22 protein-coding genes, 1 pseudogene and 1 riboswitch are annotated in these 23,190 nt (G+C 38.2%); of the genes and pseudogenes, 16 read left to right on the top strand and 7 right to left on the bottom strand.

From position 1 onward, the window contains the following. The first annotated feature begins 96 nt into the window (after positions 1–96). The 8 genes and pseudogenes from ACFQZ9_RS21435 to ACFQZ9_RS21470 form a co-directional block, all read left to right on the top strand. The gene (locus ACFQZ9_RS21435) at positions 97–948 is read left to right on the top strand and encodes an ABC transporter permease (RefSeq protein ID WP_498945298.1); all 852 of its coding nucleotides are present in this window, start codon (positions 97–99) and stop codon (positions 946–948) included. Next, entirely contained in the window at positions 948–1,820 is an 873-nt protein-coding gene (locus ACFQZ9_RS21440; RefSeq protein WP_498945300.1) for an ABC transporter permease, read from the top strand. Before ACFQZ9_RS21435 ends, ACFQZ9_RS21440 begins: the two co-directional genes overlap by 1 nt. After that, positions 1,820–2,833 (top strand): ABC transporter ATP-binding protein, encoded by a 1,014-nt coding sequence (locus ACFQZ9_RS21445; protein WP_498945301.1) that lies wholly within the window; start codon positions 1,820–1,822, stop codon positions 2,831–2,833. Before ACFQZ9_RS21440 ends, ACFQZ9_RS21445 begins: the two co-directional genes overlap by 1 nt. Before the next feature lie 20 nt (positions 2,834–2,853). Continuing rightward, a complete protein-coding gene (locus ACFQZ9_RS21450; RefSeq protein WP_498945302.1) occupies positions 2,854–3,636 on the top strand; it encodes a DeoR/GlpR family DNA-binding transcription regulator in 783 nt (260 codons plus the stop codon). 23 nt (positions 3,637–3,659) lie between these two features. Next, on the top strand, positions 3,660–4,532 hold the full coding sequence (locus ACFQZ9_RS21455; protein ID WP_498945303.1) for a Cof-type HAD-IIB family hydrolase: 873 nt from the start codon (positions 3,660–3,662) through the stop codon (positions 4,530–4,532). A gap of 73 nt (positions 4,533–4,605) precedes the next feature. Further along, the gene (locus ACFQZ9_RS21460; RefSeq protein ID WP_498945304.1) at positions 4,606–4,962 is read left to right on the top strand and encodes a DMT family transporter; all 357 of its coding nucleotides are present in this window, start codon (positions 4,606–4,608) and stop codon (positions 4,960–4,962) included. A gap of 7 nt (positions 4,963–4,969) precedes the next feature. Further along, the gene (locus ACFQZ9_RS21465) at positions 4,970–5,287 is read left to right on the top strand and encodes a DMT family transporter (RefSeq protein WP_498945305.1); all 318 of its coding nucleotides are present in this window, start codon (positions 4,970–4,972) and stop codon (positions 5,285–5,287) included. Positions 5,288–5,301: 14 nt separating this feature from the next. Further along, positions 5,302–5,509, top strand: a pseudogene (locus ACFQZ9_RS21470) (HU family DNA-binding protein); the annotation flags it as partial. An 89-nt stretch (positions 5,510–5,598) separates the two neighbouring features. Here ACFQZ9_RS21470 and ACFQZ9_RS21475 read toward each other — a convergent pair. From ACFQZ9_RS21475 to ACFQZ9_RS21485, 3 genes are all read right to left on the bottom strand, one after another. After that, complete coding sequence (locus tag ACFQZ9_RS21475) at positions 5,599–6,801, bottom strand: MFS transporter (RefSeq protein ID WP_498945306.1); 1,203 nt, start codon at positions 6,799–6,801, stop codon at positions 5,599–5,601. A 29-nt stretch (positions 6,802–6,830) separates the two neighbouring features. Continuing rightward, positions 6,831–7,409 (bottom strand): TetR/AcrR family transcriptional regulator, encoded by a 579-nt coding sequence (locus ACFQZ9_RS21480; protein WP_198311402.1) that lies wholly within the window; start codon positions 7,407–7,409, stop codon positions 6,831–6,833. A 215-nt stretch (positions 7,410–7,624) separates the two neighbouring features. After that, on the bottom strand, positions 7,625–8,224 hold the full coding sequence (locus ACFQZ9_RS21485) for an NADPH-dependent FMN reductase (RefSeq protein ID WP_498945307.1): 600 nt from the start codon (positions 8,222–8,224) through the stop codon (positions 7,625–7,627). Positions 8,225–8,374: 150 nt separating this feature from the next. On the opposite strand from ACFQZ9_RS21485, the gene ACFQZ9_RS21490 reads away from it, so the two are divergent. Continuing rightward, on the top strand, positions 8,375–9,415 hold the full coding sequence (locus ACFQZ9_RS21490) for an LLM class oxidoreductase (protein ID WP_498945308.1): 1,041 nt from the start codon (positions 8,375–8,377) through the stop codon (positions 9,413–9,415). A gap of 479 nt (positions 9,416–9,894) precedes the next feature. On the opposite strand, the gene ACFQZ9_RS21495 is transcribed toward ACFQZ9_RS21490, so the two are convergent. Then, positions 9,895–10,737 carry a bifunctional 5,10-methylenetetrahydrofolate dehydrogenase/5,10-methenyltetrahydrofolate cyclohydrolase gene (locus ACFQZ9_RS21495; RefSeq protein ID WP_498945309.1) on the bottom strand — a complete coding sequence of 281 codons (843 nt, stop codon included), beginning with the start codon at positions 10,735–10,737 and terminating at the stop codon, positions 9,895–9,897. 46 nt (positions 10,738–10,783) lie between these two features. Further along, positions 10,784–10,867: riboswitch (ZMP/ZTP riboswitch) on the bottom strand. Between the two features lie 57 nt (positions 10,868–10,924). Next, a complete protein-coding gene (locus ACFQZ9_RS21500; RefSeq protein ID WP_498945310.1) occupies positions 10,925–11,401 on the bottom strand; it encodes a divergent PAP2 family protein in 477 nt (158 codons plus the stop codon). 223 nt (positions 11,402–11,624) lie between these two features. Here ACFQZ9_RS21500 and ACFQZ9_RS21505 point away from each other — a divergent pair, with 223 nt between their 5' ends. After that, positions 11,625–12,926 carry an alkaline phosphatase gene (locus ACFQZ9_RS21505; protein ID WP_498945821.1) on the top strand — a complete coding sequence of 434 codons (1,302 nt, stop codon included), beginning with the start codon at positions 11,625–11,627 and terminating at the stop codon, positions 12,924–12,926. Positions 12,927–12,981: 55 nt separating this feature from the next. Here ACFQZ9_RS21505 and ACFQZ9_RS21510 read toward each other — a convergent pair whose 3' ends face one another. After that, positions 12,982–13,419, bottom strand: coding sequence for an SRPBCC family protein (locus ACFQZ9_RS21510; protein ID WP_498945311.1), 438 nt, complete (start codon positions 13,417–13,419; stop codon positions 12,982–12,984). Between the two features lie 325 nt (positions 13,420–13,744). Here ACFQZ9_RS21510 and ACFQZ9_RS21515 point away from each other — a divergent pair, with 325 nt between their 5' ends. After that, entirely contained in the window at positions 13,745–14,356 is a 612-nt protein-coding gene (locus tag ACFQZ9_RS21515) for an RraA family protein (protein WP_498945312.1), read from the top strand. A 35-nt stretch (positions 14,357–14,391) separates the two neighbouring features. Here the strand turns inward: ACFQZ9_RS21515 and ACFQZ9_RS21520 are convergent, their stop codons facing one another. Beyond that, positions 14,392–15,264, bottom strand: a complete 873-nt coding sequence (locus ACFQZ9_RS21520; RefSeq protein ID WP_498945313.1) for a LysR family transcriptional regulator — start codon at positions 15,262–15,264, stop codon at positions 14,392–14,394. Between the two features lie 163 nt (positions 15,265–15,427). On the opposite strand from ACFQZ9_RS21520, the gene acnA reads away from it, so the two are divergent. From acnA to ACFQZ9_RS21545, 5 genes are all read left to right on the top strand, one after another. Next, positions 15,428–18,139: an aconitate hydratase AcnA gene (gene acnA / locus ACFQZ9_RS21525; RefSeq protein ID WP_498945314.1), complete on the top strand. Its 2,712-nt coding sequence runs from the start codon at positions 15,428–15,430 to the stop codon at positions 18,137–18,139. A 39-nt stretch (positions 18,140–18,178) separates the two neighbouring features. Continuing rightward, a complete protein-coding gene (locus tag ACFQZ9_RS21530; protein WP_498945315.1) occupies positions 18,179–19,264 on the top strand; it encodes a lactonase family protein in 1,086 nt (361 codons plus the stop codon). A gap of 278 nt (positions 19,265–19,542) precedes the next feature. Continuing rightward, complete coding sequence (locus tag ACFQZ9_RS21535; RefSeq protein WP_498945316.1) at positions 19,543–20,865, top strand: MFS transporter; 1,323 nt, start codon at positions 19,543–19,545, stop codon at positions 20,863–20,865. Positions 20,866–21,008: 143 nt separating this feature from the next. After that, the gene (locus ACFQZ9_RS21540) at positions 21,009–22,439 is read left to right on the top strand and encodes a tetratricopeptide repeat protein (RefSeq protein ID WP_498945317.1); all 1,431 of its coding nucleotides are present in this window, start codon (positions 21,009–21,011) and stop codon (positions 22,437–22,439) included. A gap of 98 nt (positions 22,440–22,537) precedes the next feature. Continuing rightward, positions 22,538–23,074 (top strand): HD domain-containing protein, encoded by a 537-nt coding sequence (locus ACFQZ9_RS21545; RefSeq protein WP_498945318.1) that lies wholly within the window; start codon positions 22,538–22,540, stop codon positions 23,072–23,074. The last annotated feature ends 116 nt before the right edge of the window (positions 23,075–23,190 follow it).

Here is a 23,190-nt window from a genome sequence, read left to right on the forward strand (position 1 = left end):
AGAAATCAAGCATTCTTTGAAAATTTGAATCGATTTGGCATTATTGCTAAATCGATTCAAAGGATTGCTTACCCATTTTTAGAGGAGCGAAAAATCTTGCAAAAAATAAAAAAACAAAAACTTTATTTATTAGCTCTTTTACTGCCATTTATTATTCTGATTGTTGGTTTTGAAATTGGACCATTAGTTACGATGTTGAAAAATAGCTTTTATGCTGACGATGGAACCAAGGTGACATTTGAGCAATATATAACCATTTTCAAAAGTAAATTTTACTTACAAGCCATTCAAAACAGCGTTCTTATTTCATTTTTTTCCGCAATCACTTCGATTATAGTGGCGATTGGTATCGCCTATTCGTTTACAAAATTTTCGAAGAAAGCACAAAATCGTTTACTCATGATTGCCAATATGACTTCGCATTTTGAAGGAATTCCACTTTCTTTTTCCTACATTATATTGCTTGGTAACAATGGTCTGTTTACTTTACTTTTTGCCAAGTTTGGCTGGGATGTGTTAGGGAATTTTAATTTATACTCTTGGACGGGGTTAATTCTTGTCTACGTTTATTTCCAAATTCCCATGGCTATTATGCTTCTATATCCGTCTTATCAAGGGATTAAACAGCAATGGAAAGAAGCTGCAGCATTATTAGGTGCTTCAAAGCGGCAATTTTGGCTTCATATTGGCCTGCCTGTTCTTTTACCTAGTATTGCCGGTATATTCAGTATTTTGTTTGCGAATGCCATGGGCGCGTATGCTACAGCTTATGCATTAGTTGGCAGTAATTATAATTTACTATCTTTGCAAATTGCCTCTCTTGTTGCTAGTGATGTTGCCTTAAAGCCGCAACTGGGCAGTGCATTAGGTGTTCTCTTAGCTTCGACGATGATTATGGCGATGTGGTTTAATCAGCGGATGATGCGTCGTTTCAGGAGGGATTTATAATGAAATCTTCATTGCGTTTCCATAAAGCAGCGGTTTGGTTACTCATTATTTATTTGTTAATTCCGCTAATTGGGACATTTTTATTTTCGATTGCCGGCAAGTGGGATCGTACCATTCTACCTGAGTCTTTTACCGTAAAGTGGTATGTTGAATTATTTCAAGATGCTAGATTTTTTACTGCTTTTCAACACACTCTGTTTCTGATTGTTCTGTCTGTGGGGCTTAGTATCCTGATTATGCTTCCGACTATTTTTATTATTACGATCTATTTTCGCAAGTTGGAAGGACTCCTTCAAGGAGTGGCGATGCTTCCTTATGGAATTCCTCCCATTGTCGGGGCTGTTGGATTAATCAAGTTATATTCGAATGGACCGATTCAAATTTCCGGGACACCTTGGATTCTAATTGGTGCTTATTTTGTTACCATTTTGCCATTTATGTATCAAGGGATTCGTAACAGTCTGCGGACCATTAATGCGGTGGAACTTGTTGATGCCGCTGAGTTGTTGGGGGCATCAAAGTTTCAAGCTTTTAGAACCGTCGTGTTTCCTAATATTCTATCGGGTATCCTAGTATCTACACTGTTATCCGTTGCTCTTTTATTTAGTGAGTTTTCTTTTGCCAATCTGCTTGTTGGAGGACAGTTTGAGACCCTTCAAATTTATCTTGCCAACAAGTTAAATACAAGCGGTCACTTAACAAGTGCAATTGTTATTACGTATTATTCAGTGATTATGCTGTTAACATGGGCCATTTTAAAAGCCACGTTCCGAAACCAAAAAAGTCCATATAGGTTAAAAAAGAAGAGGACTTTTTCAAGTTTTAAGAAACAGTCTCCTAAAAACATTACTTTTTTGGAAGGTGAAAATTAATGAGCTATATAACCATTGATCAAGTGACAAAACGGTATGAAAATCAGGTAGTTTTAAATCATATATCTTTAACACTGCAAAAAGGGGAATTTGCTACACTTCTTGGACAAAGCGGATGCGGAAAAAGTACATTACTCAGGTCCATCGCTGGACTTGAAGAAGTGGATAGGGGAAGGATCTTGGTGGATCAAAAGGATATTACTCATTTATCACCTCGGCACCGTGAAGTCGGAATGGTCTTCCAATCTTATGCCCTTTTTCCGAATATGACCGTTTTCGATAACATTGCATATGGGCTTAAAATGAAAAAACAAAGAAATATCAAATCCAGGGTGCAAAACATGATTGATATGGTTGATTTAACCGGAAAAGAAGGATCTTATCCGCATCAGCTGTCCGGCGGCCAGCAGCAGCGGGTTGCACTGGCACGGGCGCTTGTAATGGAACCGAAAGTGCTGCTGTTGGACGAGCCTTTAAGTGCATTGGATGCAAAAATCAGGAAAAATTTACAAAGGGAATTAAAAAGAATCCAAAGGGAATTGGAGATCACCACGATCTTTGTTACGCATGATCAAGAAGAGGCAATGACTTTGTCAGATAAGATCTTTATTATGAATGAAGGCAATATTGTTCAATCAGGATCTCCATCAGAAATTTATACTTCTCCAGTTAACACCTTTGTTGCAAAGTTTATCGGGAATTATAATGTATTAAATGTTGAGGTATTTAATAAATTGATTAGAAGTCCGGAATTAACAGGCAATGAAGTGGCGATCCGCCCTGAAGTATTACGATTAACTCCAGTTGAACAAGAAACCATACCTTTACAAGATAATTGGTCGGTTAAAGGTGTGATTCGGGATATTTCGATGACTGGGAATGTTTTAAGATACGAAGTTGAAACAGATGGTTCCATCCTTCATGTGGATTCTCTTCATCATCAAGGAGGAAAACTGAATCAGGGCTCACCTATTCGGATCCTTATACCAAAGAAAGAATGTATTGTTTTATAAATTAGTAATGGGGTAATCAAATGTTAATCTTACCAGAGGAAAGAAAAAATGAAATTTTAAATGAGTTAAAAAGAATCGGTAAGGTAAAAGTTATTGATTTGGCCAAACAATTCAATGTCTCAGAGGAAACCATCCGTCGGGATTTAACACAATTAGAGGAAAATGGGCTATTAAAAAAGGTTTATGGCGGGGCAATTAAAACAACCTTTCAATCTGGGGAACCTCCGTTTACCCAGCGTACGACAGTGAATCAAGAAGAAAAAATACAAATTGGTAAAAAAGCAGCGGAACTGATTTCCGATGGAGATGTTATTGTTATTGATGTCGGGACAACTACACTGGAGTTTGCCCATTCTATCCAAAACAAAGAAAATATAACGATCTTAACAAATTCCATTCCTGTATCAGCTGTATTAACGGAATCTCTTAATCAACAAAAGTTCACAGGGCAGATTTTGCTGTTAGGCGGTCAAATTGATCCGAAACAGCAATCGGTCAGTGGCGGTATTACTGAACAAATATTAAATCAATTCAATATTAATAAGGCCTTTATTTCAGCAGGCGGTGTCTCTATAGAAAACGGTGTTAGCAATTTTCATTTAAACGAAACTTTGGTTTCTCAAACCATGGTTAGGGTATCAAAACAAATTATTTTGTTAGCCGATTATTCAAAATTCGGCGTGGATACATTTTGTAAAATATGCCCCTTAGAGAAATTAGATATCATTGTGTGTGACCAACATCTCCCGGAATCTTGGGAAAATGATTTGAGACTAAACGAAATCGATTGGATTAAAGCATAGATATCGAATAGGAGACAAAGAACATGAGTTTAATTGCAATAGACTTAGATGGAACGTTATTAAACCATCAGATTGAAATAAGTGAAGAAAATATAAAAGCGATTCAATTTGCCCAAGAGAATGGCATTGAAATAGTCATTTCAACAGGCCGGGCCTATTTTGATGTGCGAAGAATTTGTGAAAAGGCAGGGCTTTCTACCGTTGTAATTGGTACAAACGGTGCCACCATTCATTCCAAAGATGAGATGCTTTTGTCTGCTGCTGCCATAGAGAAAAATGAAGTCCAATCTATTCTTCAATGGTTAGACGAATGGAATTTTTACTATGAGGTGTTTACAAACAAAGCCATTTATACGATTAGAAAAGACAGGGAAAATTTCAATCATGAGATTCAAATGATGAAAAGATCCGGCTTAGATGGTGATAGGAATGAATTAGTGGAGGAAGCAGAAAGACAACTTGATCAGTATGGCTATGTTTTTGTTGAAAATTATCATGATATCCTAAAACAAAAGGAAGATTTTTATAATATTGTAGTGTGTTCTTTTGATGAAAAGAAGTTAGAGGAAAGCAGGAAACACTTTAAAGAATTTGCTTCGTTAACAGTTGTTTCATCTGCACATCATAATATTGAAATTACGAGCAAACATGCTTCGAAAGGAATTGCCCTTGAAAAACTTTGCTCTTTGACAAATTGCAGTTTAGACCGTGCAATGGCAATCGGAGACAGCGACAATGATCGATCTATGTTCGAGAAGGTTAAATATAGCGTAGCGATGGGAAATGCAAAACCTGAGATAAAAGATATTTGTACAATGGCCACTCTAAAAAATGATGAAAATGGTGTGGCTCATGCCATTTATCAATATTTTGAAAACTTGGTGATTCAACCATAATATCATTTATTAAAATAGTGGGTTAGCAATTACACATAATGGAATGTATCTGCTAACAAGGAGAATCTTTTAAATGGATTGGATTTATATTTTGATTGCAGGTCTTTTAGAGATCGTCTGGATTATAGGACTTAAATATTCGCATGGGTTTACTGAATTCATACCTAGTGTCCTAACAGTGGGGATTATCATTTTCAGCTTTTTTTTATTGTCAAAAGCTTTACGCTTAATTTCCGTAGGAACAGGATATGCCATTTTTACGGGTTTGGGTACGGTTGGAACCATAGCTGTTGGGGCGATTTTTTGGGGAGAGTCTTTCAATCTGCTAAAAATGTTTTTTGTCATTTTAATGATTTATGGAATAATTGGATTAAAAATCGAGTCAAATGTCGGTCAACAAGAAGAAAATGATTTGTCCAAGGTTAGGTGATGAGTAGATGGCATGGCTGTTACTTCTTTTTGCTGGACTTGCTGAGATTGGAAGTGTCATAAGTCTAAAACGTGCAGAAGGATTTAAAAAATTTCTTCCTACCGTATCCTGTCTTGTATTTGGAAGCTTCAGCTTTTATTTTCTTTCCCTCTCATTAAAGGTCCTTCCAATTGGGCCCGCTTACGCAATATGGACTGGCATCGGCTCTGTTGGAAGTGTCTTAGTAGGAATGGCATATTTTAAAGAACCGAGAAATAGTAAAAGAATCTTTTTAATTCTTTGTATTATAATAGGAGCTATTGGTGTTAAAATAACTTCTGGATAGTAGTAATAGAGTAAAAAGATGCTACAAAAGCGGTGGAAGCGTTGTTTGATAATACACTTGATAAGGAATAAAGATCCAGTTGATTGGGTTTGGAACATTTGTAGAAGTGAACGCGCAGCCAGAACAGGCCGTAATCCACAAACAGGCGAGGAAATGCGGATTCCTGCTTCTAAAGTTCCCGCTTTTAAACCAGGTAAGGAATTAAAAGAAGCTGTTATATAAGTAACCAATAGATAGTGCTGAGGAAGCCTTTTGGCTTCCTCAGCACTCTTTTATTCGTAAGGTAAGACTGTAGAAAGAATAGCTTTTTATTATTTTGCAACACTTTCTGATAAATGTCCTTCTTTCCACATCACTGTAATCCCAAGCCCAATGACCATAATGACAGCAGCGAAAAGATAAGGGAAGTGGATATTTATGTCAAACAGGATCCCGCCCATTGCTGGTCCGACGATATTGCCTAAACTCGTATAAGTTGAATTCATTCCAGCAACAAATCCTTGTTCCTTCTTGGCAGCTTTTGATAAAAATGTCGTCAATGCCGGACGAAGCAAGTCAAATGCAAGAAAGATGAAGCTAGTTACCGCAAGTACCATCAAAAAGCTAGAAACCACGGTGGATGCCACTGCCAAAATTGCACCAATGACCAAACATAATTGGATCAGTTTCTTTTCTCCAAGAAAATCTACCATTCTCCCAAACATAAATACTTGCACGATAACGCCAAAGATGGAGCTTATTGTAATAATGGCTGCAATGTCCTTTGGTGTAAAGCCGAATTTATGATCAGAAAATAGACTAAAAACAGTTTCATAGGCTGATAAACCGAATGCAAGCACAAATACAATGATAAAGGCAATGAAGTAAAGCGGATTAAGTGATTTTTTTAAATCGCTAATAAAGTTTGTTTGCTTTGTATTAGTGGAAATTTCCGCAAGCTGTTCCTTAGTTAGCGGCTCTTTTAAAATAAATATGGAAGTAAAGCAGGCTAAAAAGGCAATGGCTGCCGCAAAGAAAAAGGGCATACGTACACCGTATTCTGCAATAAATCCACCTATGCCGGGCCCTATGATAAAGCCAGTGCTAATAGCGGCAGACATATAGCCCATCGCTTTTGGCCGTTCCTGAACCGATGTAATATCTGCAAGATATGCAGTAACTCCCGGCATAATAAAGGCGGCACTAAAACCACCTAGAATCCTTGATAGATAAAGCACTGATACCTTTTCACCTATCCCAAAAATTAGTTCTGAAACACCAAATAGGAATAAGCCAATGATAATGATTTTCTTTCTGCCATAACGGTCAACCCATCTTCCTGCGAGTGGTGACACCAGCAGTTGTGACACCGCAAAAACCGCAACAAGATAGCCCATCGTTTTTCCAGATAAATGCATGTTATTCATAAACGTCGGCATAACAGGGATGATTAGCCCCACTCCCAGAAAGGCAATGAAAATGTTGCTTAATAGAATAATTAATACAGCTTTTTGTTCTTTTATCGTTTTCTTCATGAATCAACACCTCTTTTCTGTATGAATCATTAATGTGAAATCCCTCTCCAAAATACAGTCCAAGAGGCTTCTAATTTATCTTTCAGCCGTTTCTCATCATTGCCATATACAAGTTCCAGCAAAATGGAATCGACTACTCCTAAGAAAGCGAAGGTGGGTGTTTTTGCTGTATCTCCAACGATTACTTCAGCATCAATCCAATCCTGAAAATTACTTTCCAGTATCACCTGAACCTTCTCCTCGGTATCAATTATTTCCTTTTCAATTGCTTTTGCAAGATGGGCTGGAGGAAAAAAGGACATACGCAGCCAAAACTTTATATGCTCATTTTTTTGAAAAAGATCGATAACCAATTGTAGGAATCCGTATAAGTCTCTTTCGGGGTTTTGTGAATCAATTTTCCCAAAATATTGGAGCTTTGAAGATAGCTCAGTCTCTTTTGCATCACGCAAAACTTGCAGAAAAAGGTCATCCTTCCCTTTAAAATGAGCGTAAATCGATTGCTTTTTCATACCGACCTCTTCAGCTATTTGCGAAAGAGATGCTCCTTCATAACCATGAATGGTGAAATATTTTAGAGCTGCTTCTTTAATTTCATTGCTTTTCAAAAAACCCACCTCTAACTTACGAACGTTCGTTAGTTATGTTATCAAATAATATCCTTATTGGCAAGTGATCTCCATTGGTATGACAGTTGATATATTTGTTGAAAGTTGGAGAAGAGGAGGGTTTTGGATGAATGTAAGAGGATTATAAGAATTAAGCGTTAAAAAAATAGAGCTTGGATCCCAAGCTCTATTTCAAAAAGGAGAGTAAATATCTATTATCTAACAGTTTTTAATGCTCCGCTCCAAGCGACGACTTCCCCAAGCATTGCATTCACATTTGTAAGATGCAATTCAGCTGGTTTGAATACTGATCCGTTTTCAAAATCAGTAAATAATGAAAGAGTCGGATGTGTACGTACATCTGCTACTTTTAATTCCCCTAAGATGCCGCGTAAGTGTTCAGCAGCACGCGCTCCGCCTGTTGATCCATAACTTACAATACCTGCTGCTTTATCGTTCCAAGCTTCGCGAGCGGAATCAAGTGCATTTTTCAATGCGCCTGTGATGCTGTGGTTGTATTCCTGAACAATAAATACAAAGCCATCAAGGCTTGCAAGTTTTTCATTCCATGCTTGAAGTCCTGGTTCTTGGCCAGTACCTTCTCCTAAGAATGGTAATTTGAAGTCAGCGATATCGACGATTTCATAATCTGCATCTTGACGTTTGTCAGCAATACTTTTTACCCATTCTCCTACTTGTGGACTAACGCGTCCTTGACGTGTACTTCCTAAAATAATACCGATTTTTAATTTTGGATTTGTCATTTTTTCTTCCTCCTTAGATGCACTGCCAAATAAATTACTGAAAAAGCTCATTTTTGACACCCCTTGTATTTTTGTGAAATATATTTACAAATCATGAATCTCAAATTAAAATATATTTAATTCAAGATAATAATATTACACATAATTATTTTTGTCAACTAATAAATACTAACAATGAGGAAATGAAGGGGCGGGAAAGCAATGGAATTTGGAATTTATACGTTGGCGGATTTAGGTCCGAATCCGCATACGGGGAAGACGATTAGTGCGCATCAGCGACTTGAAGAAATTATCCAAGCGGCAAAAATGGCCGATGAATTAGGGCTGGATGTATTTGGTGTTGGGGAGCATCACCGACTGGACTATGCGGTATCTGTTCCTGCAATAGTATTATCGGCCATATCGCAAGTTACAAAACGAATTAAGCTAACAAGTACAACGACAGTTTTAAATACGATAGACCCTGTCCGTTTATTTGAGGATTTTGCTACACTCGATTTGCTATCAAATGGGCGGGCGGAAATTATTGCCGGACGTGGAGCATTTATTGAATCGTTTCCGCTGTTTGGGTATGACGTGAACCAATATGATGCATTGTTTGAAGAACATATTGAGCTATTTTTGAAGCTGAATGCGGAAGAGAGGGTTACATGGAGTGGCAGATTTAGGCCGCCATTGCAGGCTGCTGAAATAGCTCCGAGGCCGTTACAGAAAGATATACCGATTTGGGTTGGAGTTGGCGGTACTCAGGAGAGCGCGGAACGAGCAGGCAGATTAGGTACTGGTTTAGCCTTGGCCATCCTTGGAGGACCGCCAATCCGATTTAAGCCTCTTGTAGATATATACCGTCAGGCGGCTAGTCAGGCGGGGCATGCTCCTGATGATTTAAAGGTGGGAGTAACAGGACATGCCTATATATCTAAAACAACAGAGCAGGCAAAAGATGAGTATTATGCGTACCACTCGAATTATTGGGGATATCTCAATCGCCAGCGTGGAATGAGTACCCATATGTCGAGGGCTGATTTTGAGATTATGGCTGCTCCGGAAACGGCATTATTTGTGGGAAGTTCGCAGCAGATTATTGAAAAAATTCTCTATCAATACGAGCTTTTTGGGCACCAGCGGTTTATTGCTCAAATGGACATTGGCGGAATGCCGTTTGAGAAGGTAGCGGAGAATATTGAGCGGTTAGCAACGGAAGTAGCACCGGTTGTGCGTCGAGAGACTGGGAAACAGTAAATCTCTTGAAAAAGAATGTATTTGCATTACCCGTGAAGAGGAAAAAAGTGATCTCGAGGTAAAAGGGAGGGCGTTGCAATACCCGTGAAGAGGAAAAAAGTGATCTCGAGGTAAAAGGAAAGGCGTTGCATTACCCGTGAAGAGGAAAAAAGTGATCTCGAGGTAAAAGGAAAGGCGTTGCATTACCCGTGAAGAGGAAAAAAGTGATCTCGAGGTAAAAGGAAAGGCGTTGCATTACCCGTGAAGAGGAAAAAAAGTGATCTCGAGGTAAAAGGAAAGGAGTTGCATTGCCCGTGAAGAGGAAAAAAAGTGATCTCGAGGAAAAGGAAAGGAGTTGCATTACCCGTGAAGAGGAAAAAAGTGATCTTGAGGTAAAAGGAAAGGCGTTACATTACCCGTGAAGATGATAAATGCATACTTAAGGTTAATGAAATTGCAAAAAAAGAGTTGAGCCAAAAAAACAGCTCAACTCAATTATTTTAGTTTTGAAGAGTTTCCTCAGCAGACTTTACAGTATGCTTTAACAGCATCGAAATTGTCACAGGACCCACGCCGCCAGGAACAGGTGTAATTGCACTAGCTTTTTCATAACAAGCATCGTAATCCACATCACCGATATTGCCTTTATTATACCCAGCATCCAAGATTACTGCACCTTCTTTGATCCAGTCTCCTTGAATAAAATTAGGTTTACCAACAGCTGCAACAACAATATCTGCTTGTTTTACGATTTCAGGTAGATTTGTAGTGCGTGAATGACAAGTAGTAACTGTAGCATCGGCATTTAAGAGTAAGGCAGATACAGGTTTCCCAAGAATTGGGCTTCTACCAACAACAACCGCATGTTTTCCCTCAACGGGTATATTATAAAAATTAATAATTTCCATGATAGCTGCAGGAGTACATGATGGATATTTTCCGAATCCTAAAGCTGTTTCACCATAGCCTCTGCTTGTTACCCCATCAACATCCTTTCGAATATCAATGGACTCAAACGCTTTTCGCTCATCAATCTGTGCCGGCACTGGATGTTGAAGAAGAATCCCATGAACAGAATTATCTTGGTTTAATTCATCAATCGTTTTTAATAAATCATCTGTTTGTGTTTCCTTAGGAAGATGAATCCGTAATGATTTAATTCCAACCTTCTCACAAGCATTACCCTTCATTTTTACATATGTCGCTGATGAAGGATCATCTCCGACTAGAATAGTGGCAAGGCAAGGAGTAACTCCTTTTTCCTTTAGAACGTTTACTTTATCTTTTAAAGCATCTTTAATATTTGTTGCTACGAGTTGTCCATCTAAAATGACTTTTTCCATTGAAAAAAACCCTCCTAAATAATAAAAGAGATAGGAAAAAAATCCCTATCTCTGCCCAGACGACCCGACCGTATAAAATGCAGCTCCCATGTGGTCAATTCCACGGTTGTCGTCAGTCACTGCATTTTCCTTCTTGTTAATTTGAGAATATCATAACTTTTAAATATATTCAATAAACCATTTATTGCTAAACTCGAAATGGATAAATAAGGTAGACTAGGAAACCTACGATGATTCCCGTGATGGCTCCAAAAAATACCTCAGCCGGTTGATGTCCTAAAAGCTCCTTAAGCTTTGCTCGGGATTCTGTTTTTTTCAAATTAGGGTTCTTCAAGGTTTCAACCAAAGCGTTAAAATCAACTAACAATTTATTTAAAACCTCCGCATGGTATCCAGCATGACGGCGGACACCCGTCGCATCATGCATGACAATCGCAGACATCACTACACAAATGGCAAACTCATTTGATTTAAACCCAGAGGTGAGCCCAATCGCTGTCGTTAAGGAAATAATTGTTGCGGTATGGGAGCTTGGCATACCGCCAGTGCTGAACATTAGATTCCATCTTACTTCTCCAGTGGTTAAAAAATGAATGGGGATCTTTACGAATTGAGCAATCAACATCCCTAAAAGGGCGGCTAAAATAGGATAGGATAAAAACACAGGTTTCCCTCCAGTAAATGTATTTAACATTTCTCATTAATAATTGATTGTATGTGTATATCGCAAAAGAAATTTCTTTTATTACATACCCTTTTTAATGTTAGATTACCCAAAAAGGTAAATTCCTTATGATTATAAATTTAAAGGGGAAACTGAACCTATATAATGAAATTTAGGAGGAGAGATTTTGCGAAAAAAATTTTTAACCATAGCCACACTTTCTATTGCAGCAGTTGGAACCATACTCGGTACCATTCATCACGGAGTACATGCCGAACGAGCAGAAATTAACAACATTATTTTTTTAATCGGAGATGGAATGGGGGGCTCCTATACCACTGCATATCGTTATTTTAAGGATAATCCGGCCACAAAAAAGTTTGAGCCAACCGCGTTTGATCCATACCTAGTTGGGCAGCAAATGACCTATTCGGATGATCCGAAGCATAATGTAACGGATTCAGCTGCTGCAGGTACAGCTATGGCAACAGGTGTCAAAACCTACAATTCGGCTATTGGTGTTGACCGTAATGGCTCACCGGTAAAATCCGTTCTGGAAGCGGCTAAAGAAAAAGGTAAATCCACTGGATTCGTTGTGACTTGCCAGATTGCTCATGCCACACCTGCAGCCTTTGGTGCCCATGAAAAAAATCGTAAAAATATGGATGCCATCGCGGACGATTATTTTGATGAAAAAATCAAAGGTCATCACAAAATCGATGTGATGCTTGGCGGTGGAGTTAACAACTTGGTCCGTTCTGACCGTGATTTAACAAAGGAATTCCAAAAAGATGGTTATGATTATGTAACGAATAAGAATGAAATGTTAAAAAGTAAACAAACTAAAGTGCTTGGATTGTTTGCCCCTGAAGGCTTACCTAAAATGCTGGATCGAGAGGCATCTACACCATCCTTGAAAGAGATGACAGAAACTGCGTTAAGTAAATTAAGTAATAATAAAAAGGGTTTTTTCCTGATGGTTGAAGGAAGCCAAATCGACTGGGCAGGTCATGACAATGACATTGTTTCTGCGATGAGCGAAATGGAAGACTTCGAAAATGCGTTTAAAGCGGCAATTGATTTTGCTAAAAAAGACAAGCATACATTGGTGGTTGCAACAGCAGATCATTCAACGGGTGGTTTTTCAGTAGGAGCAAAGGGGAATTATAACTGGTTTGCTGCACCAATAGCTGCAGCTAAACATACACCTGATTTCATGGCAGAACAAATCGCAAAAGGCGCAGATGTAGAACAAACATTAAAAAACAATATTGGCTTCTCACTAACAACTGCTGAAATCCTGTCTGTTAAAAAAGCATCTGCAACAAAAAATGTAACTGAAATCGATAATGCAATTGAAAAGATTTTTGACAATCGCTCCGTCACGGGCTGGACAACAAGCGGGCATACGGGGGATGATGTGAACATATATGCTTACGGACCCGGAAGCAATCTTTTTGCCGGAAAAATAAACAATACAGATCAAGCAAAAAACATCTTTGAGATAATTAAAAGAGGTAAGTGATGTCATTTAAAAAGTTACCCCGTTGGACTCCCTTGTTCCAACGGGCTATTGATAACTACTCCTTAACTAAAGCGCCTCTCAAGGTATTGACTCCGTTTTCTAAATATCCTTTTAAACAGGTCAACATATAAACCCATCCTTCTTTATTGTCGACTAGATTATGTACGAATTCAGGGTCATTTTCTTTAAACCCATCTTCTGAAACTTCGATAATCGTAGAGGACGAATCAACTTTATTTAGTGAGATTGTGACCTGATGTTCATCCTCAACAGGACCCCATCTAAACCCAATTTTCTGATTCTCCACAATTTCAGTAATCTTTATCTCAAGTTCTGCATTGTATTCTTGATAGGTCAATGCAATTGTTTTACCAGTTTCCCATCTTTCGGAGCTTGTCGAAAACCAAAAATTTCCGATTTTGGCTGGATCAACAAATGCTTCAAATACTTCATGAGCAGGTTTTGCTATTTCAAATTTTGTAATGTTTTTCATATTCAAGTCATCTCACTTTCCACTAAAGATTCTAATGTATAGTGTATACTAATCAAACGTTTAATTAAAATTTGATTCCATGAATAATCAGGCTTTTTCTTAAATAGCATACACTAATCAAACGTTTAATTAAAATTGCCCTTCGTTTTCTTTCAACTTTTGATAATAAAGTTTAACCAACCATGTTCAGTTCATTCAAATAAGGAATAACCCAATATGAAATATTTCGATTTTATTTAATAGGAGATATATTAGTATGCTAGAGATACATATAGATTACTATTTGATGCTATTGACCTTGTAAATAAAATTAGGAGGAGAAAAAATGAATATCGTTGATCAATTTCAAGACATACCAACAACTTGTATTTCCGATTCATTAGATGGAATGACAAACTTAGATGCATCAATCAAACCTTTAAAAGAAGAATACCGGGTTTCCGGGCGTGCATTTACTGTGAACATGCAAGCAGGGGATAATCTTGTTGTTCTAAAAGCCATACGCGAAGCTAAACTAGGTGATGTAATTGTTATAGATGCAAAAGGGGATACGAGCAGAGCTATTGCAGGTGACTTTATCCTCGGTATGGCCCAAACCCTTGGCATCAAAGGGATTATTGCGGATGGTGTTATTCGTGACATTATAGGTGCAAAGGAATTAAATTATCCTGTATTTTGTAAAGGAACTACAATAGCAGCAAGCAATAAAACAGGTAATGGCAGTATTAATGTACCGATTTCATGCGGAGGTGTGACTATTTCTCCTGGTGATATTGTTGTTGGAGATGCAGATGGTGTCGTAATAATACCAAGCGAAAGGGAAGATGAAGTCCTGAAAAAATCGCAGGAAAAGTTAGAGAAAGATATTAATAGAGCTAAAAAGGTATCAAACAATAAGGAAGAAATCATAACCTATCTAGATAAGATGTTATCCTAAATGTAAGTTGGGCCCAATCTATGAGGCCCAACTTTTTATATAGACGAGGGTCCCACAGTTTCTTTAATAAAATCAATAAAGGCTTTTACCACATTAAGTTCCTCAGCACTCTTATGATAAACCATCCATGTCTTTTGTGTTATTGGAGTTCCTTCTTTTGTTTTTAACGGAATTTGATGGATATGCGGAGAATCCTCTAAAAAAAGAGAAGGCATAATAGCATAACCAAGTCCCTTTAAAACCATCTCTTTACATGTGTCACCACGGTCCACTGTAATTCGAACAAACGGCGGTTGGGAAAATCTCTCTGCCCACCAATTATCTGTAAGATGTTTGTAAAGTGAATCTGTTTGATAATCGATCTTTGGTAAACTAGGTAATTCCTCCAAGTCAATTGGCTTTATCGAAGCAATGCAGAGAGATTCCTCAAATAACAATTCTTTATTCTCTGGCCAGTTATATTCTCCTCTAATAAAACCAATATGTATATCATGATTGTATGCCATTTGGTAGATTTGCCTGCTATAACCGGTTTCTACCTGGAAATCGACGTCTGGATATTGCTTTTCAAATGTAGTCAGCCAACCAGGGAGTTTGTATTTACTGATAAAGTTGGATACACCTAACCGCAATGTTCCAACGACATAATGATTAAAATTGTCTATATCTTCCCTTGTTGCTTGAAAAATATTTAATAGTTCCTCGGCTTTTTTGGCTAAGTATTCACCTTCTGCTGTGAATTGAACTCCTTTTATGCCACGATTTACTATTTTAACTCCAAATTCTGTTTCAATTTGCTTGATCCGTTTTGTTAGGGTTGGCTGTGAAATATACAAGGCTTGTCCAGCCTTCGTGATGCTCTTTTCTTGATAAAGCGTATGTATAATTTGCCAGTCACGATCATCCATATCCATCCCTCCATGTATTTTACCTTAACATGATTAGCCACAATCTGAAAAGCTACATTCAAAATTGTCATACCCATCTATGAAATTATCCTATTTTTCGAAAGACAAAATTTTCAATAAAATAGTAATTAAGAGTTAAGGTACAGATTGAGGAGGCGCAGCAGTGGATACGAAAATATTCAATAGGAGTTCGAAATTAACTGTTAACGAAAAGGATTATCTCTATTACCCTATTACCTTATTATTAGAACAAGGCTTTAAGTACGTAAACAAATTACCTTATTCATTGAAAGTACTACTTGAGTCAGCTATTCGGAATTATGATGGAAGAACCGTAACAGAAGAACATATTAAAAAAATTGCTAATTGGACAGTAGAACGCAATCGAAATGAAGAAATTCCGTTTAAACCAGCTCGTATTTTAATGCATGATACAACGGGGCTTCCCGCTTTAGTGGATCTTGCAGCAATGCGGGAGACAATAAACCGAAAAGGCGAAGATGTTTCAAAGGTAAATCCGCTAATACCTGTTGATCTTGTAGTAGATCATTCCGTTTCAGTTGATCATTATGGAACTCCCAATGCGGTAACCTTAAATGAAAAAATAAACATGGAACGGAATATGGAGCGCTTTCGCTTCCTGCGCTGGGCCCAGCATGCATTTGATAATTTAAAGATTGTACCGCCTGCCACGGGTATCATGCACCAAATCAATATGGAGTATTTATCATCAGTGGCTATTGCAAAGGAAATTGAAGGGCAAAGAATGTTATTTCCGGATTCACTTGTCGGAACAGATTCGCATACAACCATGATCAATGGTCTTGGCATTGTGGCATGGGGTGTTGGCGGATTGGAAGCAGAAGTAGCTTTACTTGGACAACCATTGTATTTTGAAATCCCCAAAGTGCTGGGCTTTAAGTTAACAGGAGAGCTTAAAGAAGGAGTTACAGCAACTGACTTGGCATTGACCATCACACAAATGCTCAGGAAGTATGGTGTTGTAGGAAAATTCGTTGAATTTTTTGGTCCTGGTGTTCATTCTATGAGTGTAGCTGATCGTGCTACTGTTGCAAATATGGCACCTGAATACGGAGCGACAATGGGCTTTTTTCCTGTCGATTCCGAAACGATTGATTATTTAAGAGTGATTGGGCATACCGAAGAGCATCTGAACCTGATTGAAACTTATTATAAGGCACAGGGGATGTTTATGGAGGCAAATAGTCAGGAGCCGGATTATCCGGAAATGATCCAATTGGATCTATCCGAAGTCACATCCTCATTGGCTGGACCAAAACGACCACAAGATCGCATTAGTCTGGTAAAAATGAAGGAGTCCTATAATGAAATTATTCGTAAGCCAATCATAGATGGTGGCTATGGACTAAATGAAAAGCAATTAAATAAAAAAGTTACCATTACACATAAAAATGGTGAAAAAACGAGTTTTATGAATGGCTCAGTTGTGTTGGCCGCTATTACAAGCTGTACGAATACATCGAATCCAACTGTGTTGATGATGGCCGGTCTACTTGCAAAAAATGCAGTTGAGAAGGGATTGAAGAAGCCTGGATTTGTTAAAAGCTCATTAACACCTGGTTCACGGGTTGTAACAGATTATTTACGAAAATCTGGGTTACTTTCCTATTTGGAAAATTTAGGATTTCACGTTGCTGGGTATGGTTGTGCAACCTGTATTGGCAACTCGGGACCACTTCCGACTGAAGTCAGCCAAGCGATTGAACAACATGATTTAACCGTTGCAAGTGTCATTTCGGGAAATCGAAATTTCGAAGGACGAGTTCACCCAGAAATAAAGGCTAATTATTTGGCTTCGCCACCACTTGTTGTTGCTTATGCATTAGCTGGAACGGTGAATATTGACTTTGCAACCGAACCGCTTGGTTTTAATGATCAGGGCAGCCCCATCTATTTACGTGATATTTGGCCATCACCAGATGAAATTCAGAAATGGCTTTCTAATGCGGTTTATCCTGAACTTTTTCTAGACCGTTATCAGGAAGTCTATGAGGCAAATGAAGAATGGAACAAAATTAATATCCCGGAAGGACAGTTGTATGAATGGGATTCGTCTTCGACATACATTCAGGAACCGCCTTTCTTACATGATATGTCTGAGGAAATTGAACCTATACAAGAAATTGAAAACGCTCGCGTATTGGCTTTTTTGGGAGATTCAGTAACAACGGATCACCTTTCTCCTTCGGGGGCCATTACATCAACTAGTCTTGCGGGAAGTTATTTACGTGAACAAGGTGTAGAGAAAAAGGATTTTAATTCCTATCCGTCACGGCGTGGAAATCATCATGTAATGGTTCGTGGTGCTTTGGCAAATCTCCGGATTCGAAATAAGCTAGTTCCTGGGATTGAGGGAGGAGTAACCAAGCACTTTCCTTCAAACGAAATACTGTCGATTTTTGAAGCATCCTCCAAATATAAGGAAAGCAGCATTCCCCTTGTCGTTATTGCGGGAAAAGAATATGGAACAGGTAGTTCAAGAGACTGGGCTGCCAAAGGCATACAGTTACTCGGTATAAAAGCAGTGATTGCAGAGAGTTTTGAGCGGATTCATCGAAGCAATTTAGTAGGAATGGGTGTTTTACCGCTGCAATTTACAAATGGAACAAGCGCAAAGTCTTTAGGGATTACTGGAACAGAAGTTTTGAGTACAGTTGGTTTATCTAACCAAGTCAAACCTGGGGATTCCATTAGTATTAAAGCGGTCAGGGAAGATGGCACCCAATTCACTTTTGAAGTCATTGTACGGCTGGATAATGTAGTCGACATCGAATATTACCAAAATGGAGGGATTATGCAGAAAGCAGTAAGGAATTTAATTGGTAACAAGTAAGTGGCTAGTAGTGTTCTATTAATCTGGGGGTGTTTTTAGATGAATTCTAAGGCTTCACCGCGATTCGCATATATAGGTTGCCGTACAACCAAAGAACGCAATGCACGTGGAGAGGGGATTAATGTTTACCGAATTGATCAGGAGTCGGGAATTTGGACACATGTTCAACTTTATAATGATATTATTAACCCATCTTTTTTAACTTTCGATCGAAATCAAGAATTTTTATACACGGTTCATGGTGATTGTAGTGAGATTAGTGCTTTTAAGGTTATTCAAAAAACAGGTGAATTAACGTATATTAATACCCAATCAACCGGGGGGAGAAATCCTGTTCATCTAGTGGTAGACGCTACAAACCAATTCCTTGTGGTTTCAAATTATATATCTGGTACTCTTGCAGTGCTTCCCATCCAAAAGGATGGTTCACTAAAGGAACTTTGCGATTTAGTGGAGATTCCGGGAAAATCGGAAGACCAACTTGTTAACTTATATGCGAAACAAGGTGTACCTCATCCGCATCATAACCCAATGGATCCAACAGGAAGTTTCTTTTTAGTACCTGATTTAGGTTTTAATAAAATCTATGTTTATTCTTTGAACACGGAAAAGGGAAAATTGGTAGTCAATGATCCAGCATTTGTTGAAACGAAGAAAGGTTCAGGCCCTAGACATGTTGATTTCCATCCCACTCTGCCATACGTATATGTAGCCAATGAATTGGATTCCACGGTAACAACCCTGCATTTTGATTGTCAAACTGGAAAATTAATGCTCTTGCAAGTATTGTCTACCTTACCTGAAAATAATAGTACCAATACATGTGCGGAAGTTTTTATATCGCCATCAGGAAAGTTTGTTTATGTATCAAATCGTGGACACGATAGTATTGCTATTTTTAAGACAGACCAAAAAACGGGGTTACTATCATCTATTGGCTGGCAACCGACCTTAGGGGAGACTCCACGCTTTTTTACCCTGGATCCAACCGGTAAGTGCCTTTATGTTGCAAATGAGGACAGCGATGCGATCGTTTCGTTTACGGTTGATGAGAAAAGCGGACATATTTTTTCTACGGGTCAAATCGTGAAGACTGGAAGTCCGGTGTGCATTGTCCTTATGTAGGACTTTTGCTAGGAATAAACCTGAGGAAGATCATTAAAATGATAGATTGTCAGGCAGCCAAATAGTTTATGAAAGTTTGGCTGCCGTTTACAATCCATCTTTAACGTCGGGTAAAATTGCAGAATATTCAATTTAGTTATATCTAAGTATGAACAATTAATATTTTTTCAGATAAAGAATGTACCTTAAAATTAGATTATGGATCCGAATGACACGTTGAAAACAAAATTTTTCTTTACAAATAACGAAAGCGCTTTCTACTAAAAAGGAGTGAAAAAATGACCCATACTGCCTCTTCATTAGAAAAGAAAACGATCCGAAAGGTCACCTGGAGAATCATCCCGTTTGTATTTATTTGTTATATTATTTCCTATATTGATAGAGCAAACCTGGGATATGCAGCATTAGAAATGAATAAAGATTTAGCGCTAAGCAGTGAAGTTTTTGGACTTGTTTCTGGCATCTTTTTCATTGGGTATTTCTTATTTGAGGTACCAAGCAATGTAATGATGCAACGCTTTGGGGCACGAATCTGGATTGCTAGAATTTTAATTTCATGGGGGATATTAGCTGTTATAACTGGATTTGTTCAAAGTGCAACACATTTGTATATTTTGAGATTTTTACTCGGTATTGCAGAAGCTGGATTTTTTCCGGGAATTATCATGTACCTAACTGTTTGGTTTAGAGCAAAGGAACAGGCCACTACTGTCGCCTTATTCACAGCGGCTATACCCGTTTCCTACATTATAGGTGCCCCTCTCTCAACCTGGATTTTGGATCATATAAATTGGGGCGATTTCTCAGGTTGGCGATGGATGTTTATATTGGAAGGACTTCCCGCTGTCATATTAGGGGTGGTAACGTACTTTTACCTGACTGAGCGTCCTGAAAATGCAAAGTGGTTAGATAAGGAAGAAAAAGAGTGGTTAATTGGGGAGTTAAAGAAGGATAAAGAAGCGAGAAAAAATGTAAAACATCTAGGTACTCTTAAAGCGATGGCAAATCCTAAAGTATTGTTCCTCTCCTTTATTTATTTTGTCTATCAAACAGGCAGTCTTGGTGTAGGGTACTGGATGCCACAGATTATTAAAGGTTTTTCTGGCGTATTGTCGAATTTTCAGATTGGTTTAATTGCTACGATCCCCTATATTGGGGCTACAATTGGAATGATCGTATGGTCTCGGCGTTCTGACCGTAAGAACGAAAGGCGTCTCCATTCAGCAATTCCTCTTCTCGTTGCATGTGTGGGGTTAGTCGGAGCGGGTCTGACGAATAACCCTTATATAGCCATTGTGTTAATAACGGTTTCTCTGACGGGAATGTACAGTTTTAAAGCTCCATTCTGGGCTTTACCATCCTTGTTTTTAACCCAGTCAACAGCAGCAATTGCGATCGCATCAATCAATTCGATTGGTAATTTAGGTGGTTTTGTGGGTCCTTATGCGATAGGTATAATAAGGGGGATGACAGGGGATACCAAATCCGGACTGCTTTTTTTAAGTGCTTTGCTGTTAATATCTTTTCTGATGGTTCTATTTATGAATCTTGATAAGAAGGAAGTAACGGAAGAAAATAATTATAAAAATGTATCGGGTTAAGACGAAAAAGGATCTGGCAAAAATAAACCACTTGCCAGATCCTTTCCTTTTTAGCAAAAATAGCCCGATGCACTCTTTTTTTAGACGTGTGATATAATAAAGTCGAAGGTAAGAGTCAAAATGATGATAGGGGGCAGGTCTAAATGGATAAAGAACTGATGATACCAACTGAAATATCAATAAAGGATAAAAAGAGAATAATAAAAGGGAATATTCTTCGTGCCGCTCTTTTTGCAAGAAGCAAGGTAGTCGAAGTTATGACAGAAGAACACGATAAATATTATCTTGTTTACTATAAAAACTCTTTTATTTATGGTGACAAAATCACTAAAACCACTAAAACCACTGAAGATACTTTTATCGATAAAGCTTTTCGAGAAGGAATTGTTCTTAAGGCTCCCAATCCAATGTTACCCACATTTATCCCCAATTTAAACGTTTCAATTCCGAGTAAAAATAAACTCTTCACAGAACTCCAAGTGCATTTTTCACTGCAAGAAGTAGCCTATATTGCCACAACACTTGATTCCTTTTTTGAAAAAAATCAGCTAATCGAAATGATTGACAAAATTTATTATCACCATAGAAGAAGTGGCAAGTTTATGAAATCTTTTCAGGTGATTCAAATTTTATGTGACTTTGCTCCTTCCTTAAAATCTGCAAAGGAACGATTAGAATCACACGAATACTTTTCTTACCACGATTTTTACAATACCTCCAGTTTGTCTGAAATCCTTAAAAAGGACCCACTTTATGTAGAGCTGCACTGCTTCCAAAACCGCTTAAATCCAAATGAACATCAATTTTTAGAACAAATATCTACGCAGCAGGATTGTAATGTTGAAGTGTTACTGCTGTGGCTGGAACGAGTTGAAAAACTACAAAGAGTGGAGAACCTTGAAAAGTCTACTGAGCTTGCACTAAGATTTCTAACGTTAGAACAATGGATGCTCGTTTTAAGTGAGGCAAACATTAACCCGTTTAAAGAGCTCCCTGAAGCAAAACAACTGATTGAAAAAATGGTTGTGAAAGGTAACACTGAGAAAGCTGCCCTATATTTATTCACCTTTTTAGATGACCTGCCACATTCCTATGAAACCATTCTAACCAACATTTGGGGAAATTCCGACCCTAAGTTTGTGTTCACACACTTGGACGATTTCCTTACCTTGCTGAAACATCTTCCCGATGATAAGAAAACAATCCAGATGGAACAAAAAATGTCCCAGCTAGCTGTTCTCCTTTTAGAAGAGCATGACCTCCAAACGGTTCGTAATAAACTAATACCTGTTAATGAGACAATCCCCCATTTAAAGTTGTTTGAAAAAATCAATAAAATGGCCGGGTTGGAAGAGGATCCAGAACGGATGATGGAACTGGGGGATTATTACGCAGAGTTTCAGCAATATGATAAGGCCATCGATTGCTTCTTTTGGGAGATGGAGTTACAGCCGCAAAACCCAATTCCCGTCTTAAGAATCAGTAAAATGTATCAGCAAAAGGGGATGGTCAAGGAAGCTAGTGTATATCAAAAAATAGCTGCGCAATTAAAAGATAATCAACAGGTTGGATAACCTTTTATACAGGGCTCGTTTCCGAGCTCTTTTTTTGGGAATTTTACAAGAGTAAACAATAAGGAATGATAAAATAAAAATTAGAGGAGGGATCCACGATGGAAATTGTTGAAAAAGCACTTCAAACAGCTAGTAAAGCCCACGAAGGCCAGTACCGAAAACTTACGGATATCCCTTACATAACACATCCTGTGGCAGTGGGAATGCTTCTGATGAAAGCAGGGTATTTGGATGATGTTGTGGCAGCGGGAATCCTGCATGATACGGTTGAAGATACCGGTTTAACCTTGGAAGTTCTTAAACGTAAATTTGGCGAAAAAATTGCTGAAATCGTTTCGGGCTGTTCTGAACCAGATAAATCGCTCTCTTGGGAGAAGCGAAAGGAACATACGATTGAATTTTTAAAAACGGCTTCAAAGGAAATCCGTGCTGTTGCTTGTGCGGATAAACTACATAATATTCGATCGATCCGAAATGACTATGAACAAGTTGGCGAAGAGGTTTGGAAAAGATTTAAACGGGGCAGGGAGAAGCAAAAGTGGTATTACACGAATGTCGTGGAAAGCTTGGGGGCCCAAGGGAGCTTTGCTTTGTTAGAAGAATTACGTAAGGAAGTGGAATTGTTATTTCACTAAAAGCCTTGTGTCGGAAAAGCGTATACTAATTAAACGTTTAATTGAAAGGCGTAAGCCTTGATAAATTGGGGTTTTGGCTGAAACAGTATAAACTAATCAAACGTTTAGTTAAAGAT

This window comes from Neobacillus sp. GCM10027624 (assembly GCF_042675345.1).
In the GTDB taxonomy this organism is placed as follows: domain Bacteria; phylum Bacillota; class Bacilli; order Bacillales; family Cytobacillaceae; genus Neobacillus; species Neobacillus cucumis_D.

What these genes read in the sequence shown, in the direction of transcription:
- ACFQZ9_RS21440 (WP_498945300.1), top strand. Translation starts at nt 948, where the DNA reads ATGAAATCTTCATTGCGTTTCCATAAAGCAGCGGTTTGGTTACTCATT.
- ACFQZ9_RS21445 (WP_498945301.1), top strand. Translation starts at nt 1,820, where the DNA reads ATGAGCTATATAACCATTGATCAAGTGACAAAACGGTATGAAAATCAG.
- ACFQZ9_RS21450 (WP_498945302.1), top strand. Translation starts at nt 2,854, where the DNA reads ATGTTAATCTTACCAGAGGAAAGAAAAAATGAAATTTTAAATGAGTTA.
- ACFQZ9_RS21455 (WP_498945303.1), top strand. Translation starts at nt 3,660, where the DNA reads ATGAGTTTAATTGCAATAGACTTAGATGGAACGTTATTAAACCATCAG.
- ACFQZ9_RS21460 (WP_498945304.1), top strand. Translation starts at nt 4,606, where the DNA reads ATGGATTGGATTTATATTTTGATTGCAGGTCTTTTAGAGATCGTCTGG.
- ACFQZ9_RS21465 (WP_498945305.1), top strand. Translation starts at nt 4,970, where the DNA reads ATGGCATGGCTGTTACTTCTTTTTGCTGGACTTGCTGAGATTGGAAGT.
- ACFQZ9_RS21475 (WP_498945306.1), bottom strand. Translation starts at nt 6,801, where the DNA reads ATGAAGAAAACGATAAAAGAACAAAAAGCTGTATTAATTATTCTATTA.
- ACFQZ9_RS21485 (WP_498945307.1), bottom strand. Translation starts at nt 8,224, where the DNA reads ATGAGCTTTTTCAGTAATTTATTTGGCAGTGCATCTAAGGAGGAAGAA.
- ACFQZ9_RS21490 (WP_498945308.1), top strand. Translation starts at nt 8,375, where the DNA reads ATGGAATTTGGAATTTATACGTTGGCGGATTTAGGTCCGAATCCGCAT.
- ACFQZ9_RS21495 (WP_498945309.1), bottom strand. Translation starts at nt 10,737, where the DNA reads ATGGAAAAAGTCATTTTAGATGGACAACTCGTAGCAACAAATATTAAA.
- ACFQZ9_RS21510 (WP_498945311.1), bottom strand. Translation starts at nt 13,419, where the DNA reads ATGAAAAACATTACAAAATTTGAAATAGCAAAACCTGCTCATGAAGTA.
- ACFQZ9_RS21515 (WP_498945312.1), top strand. Translation starts at nt 13,745, where the DNA reads ATGAATATCGTTGATCAATTTCAAGACATACCAACAACTTGTATTTCC.
- ACFQZ9_RS21520 (WP_498945313.1), bottom strand. Translation starts at nt 15,264, where the DNA reads ATGGATGATCGTGACTGGCAAATTATACATACGCTTTATCAAGAAAAG.
- ACFQZ9_RS21530 (WP_498945315.1), top strand. Translation starts at nt 18,179, where the DNA reads ATGAATTCTAAGGCTTCACCGCGATTCGCATATATAGGTTGCCGTACA.
- ACFQZ9_RS21535 (WP_498945316.1), top strand. Translation starts at nt 19,543, where the DNA reads ATGACCCATACTGCCTCTTCATTAGAAAAGAAAACGATCCGAAAGGTC.
- ACFQZ9_RS21540 (WP_498945317.1), top strand. Translation starts at nt 21,009, where the DNA reads ATGGATAAAGAACTGATGATACCAACTGAAATATCAATAAAGGATAAA.
- ACFQZ9_RS21545 (WP_498945318.1), top strand. Translation starts at nt 22,538, where the DNA reads ATGGAAATTGTTGAAAAAGCACTTCAAACAGCTAGTAAAGCCCACGAA.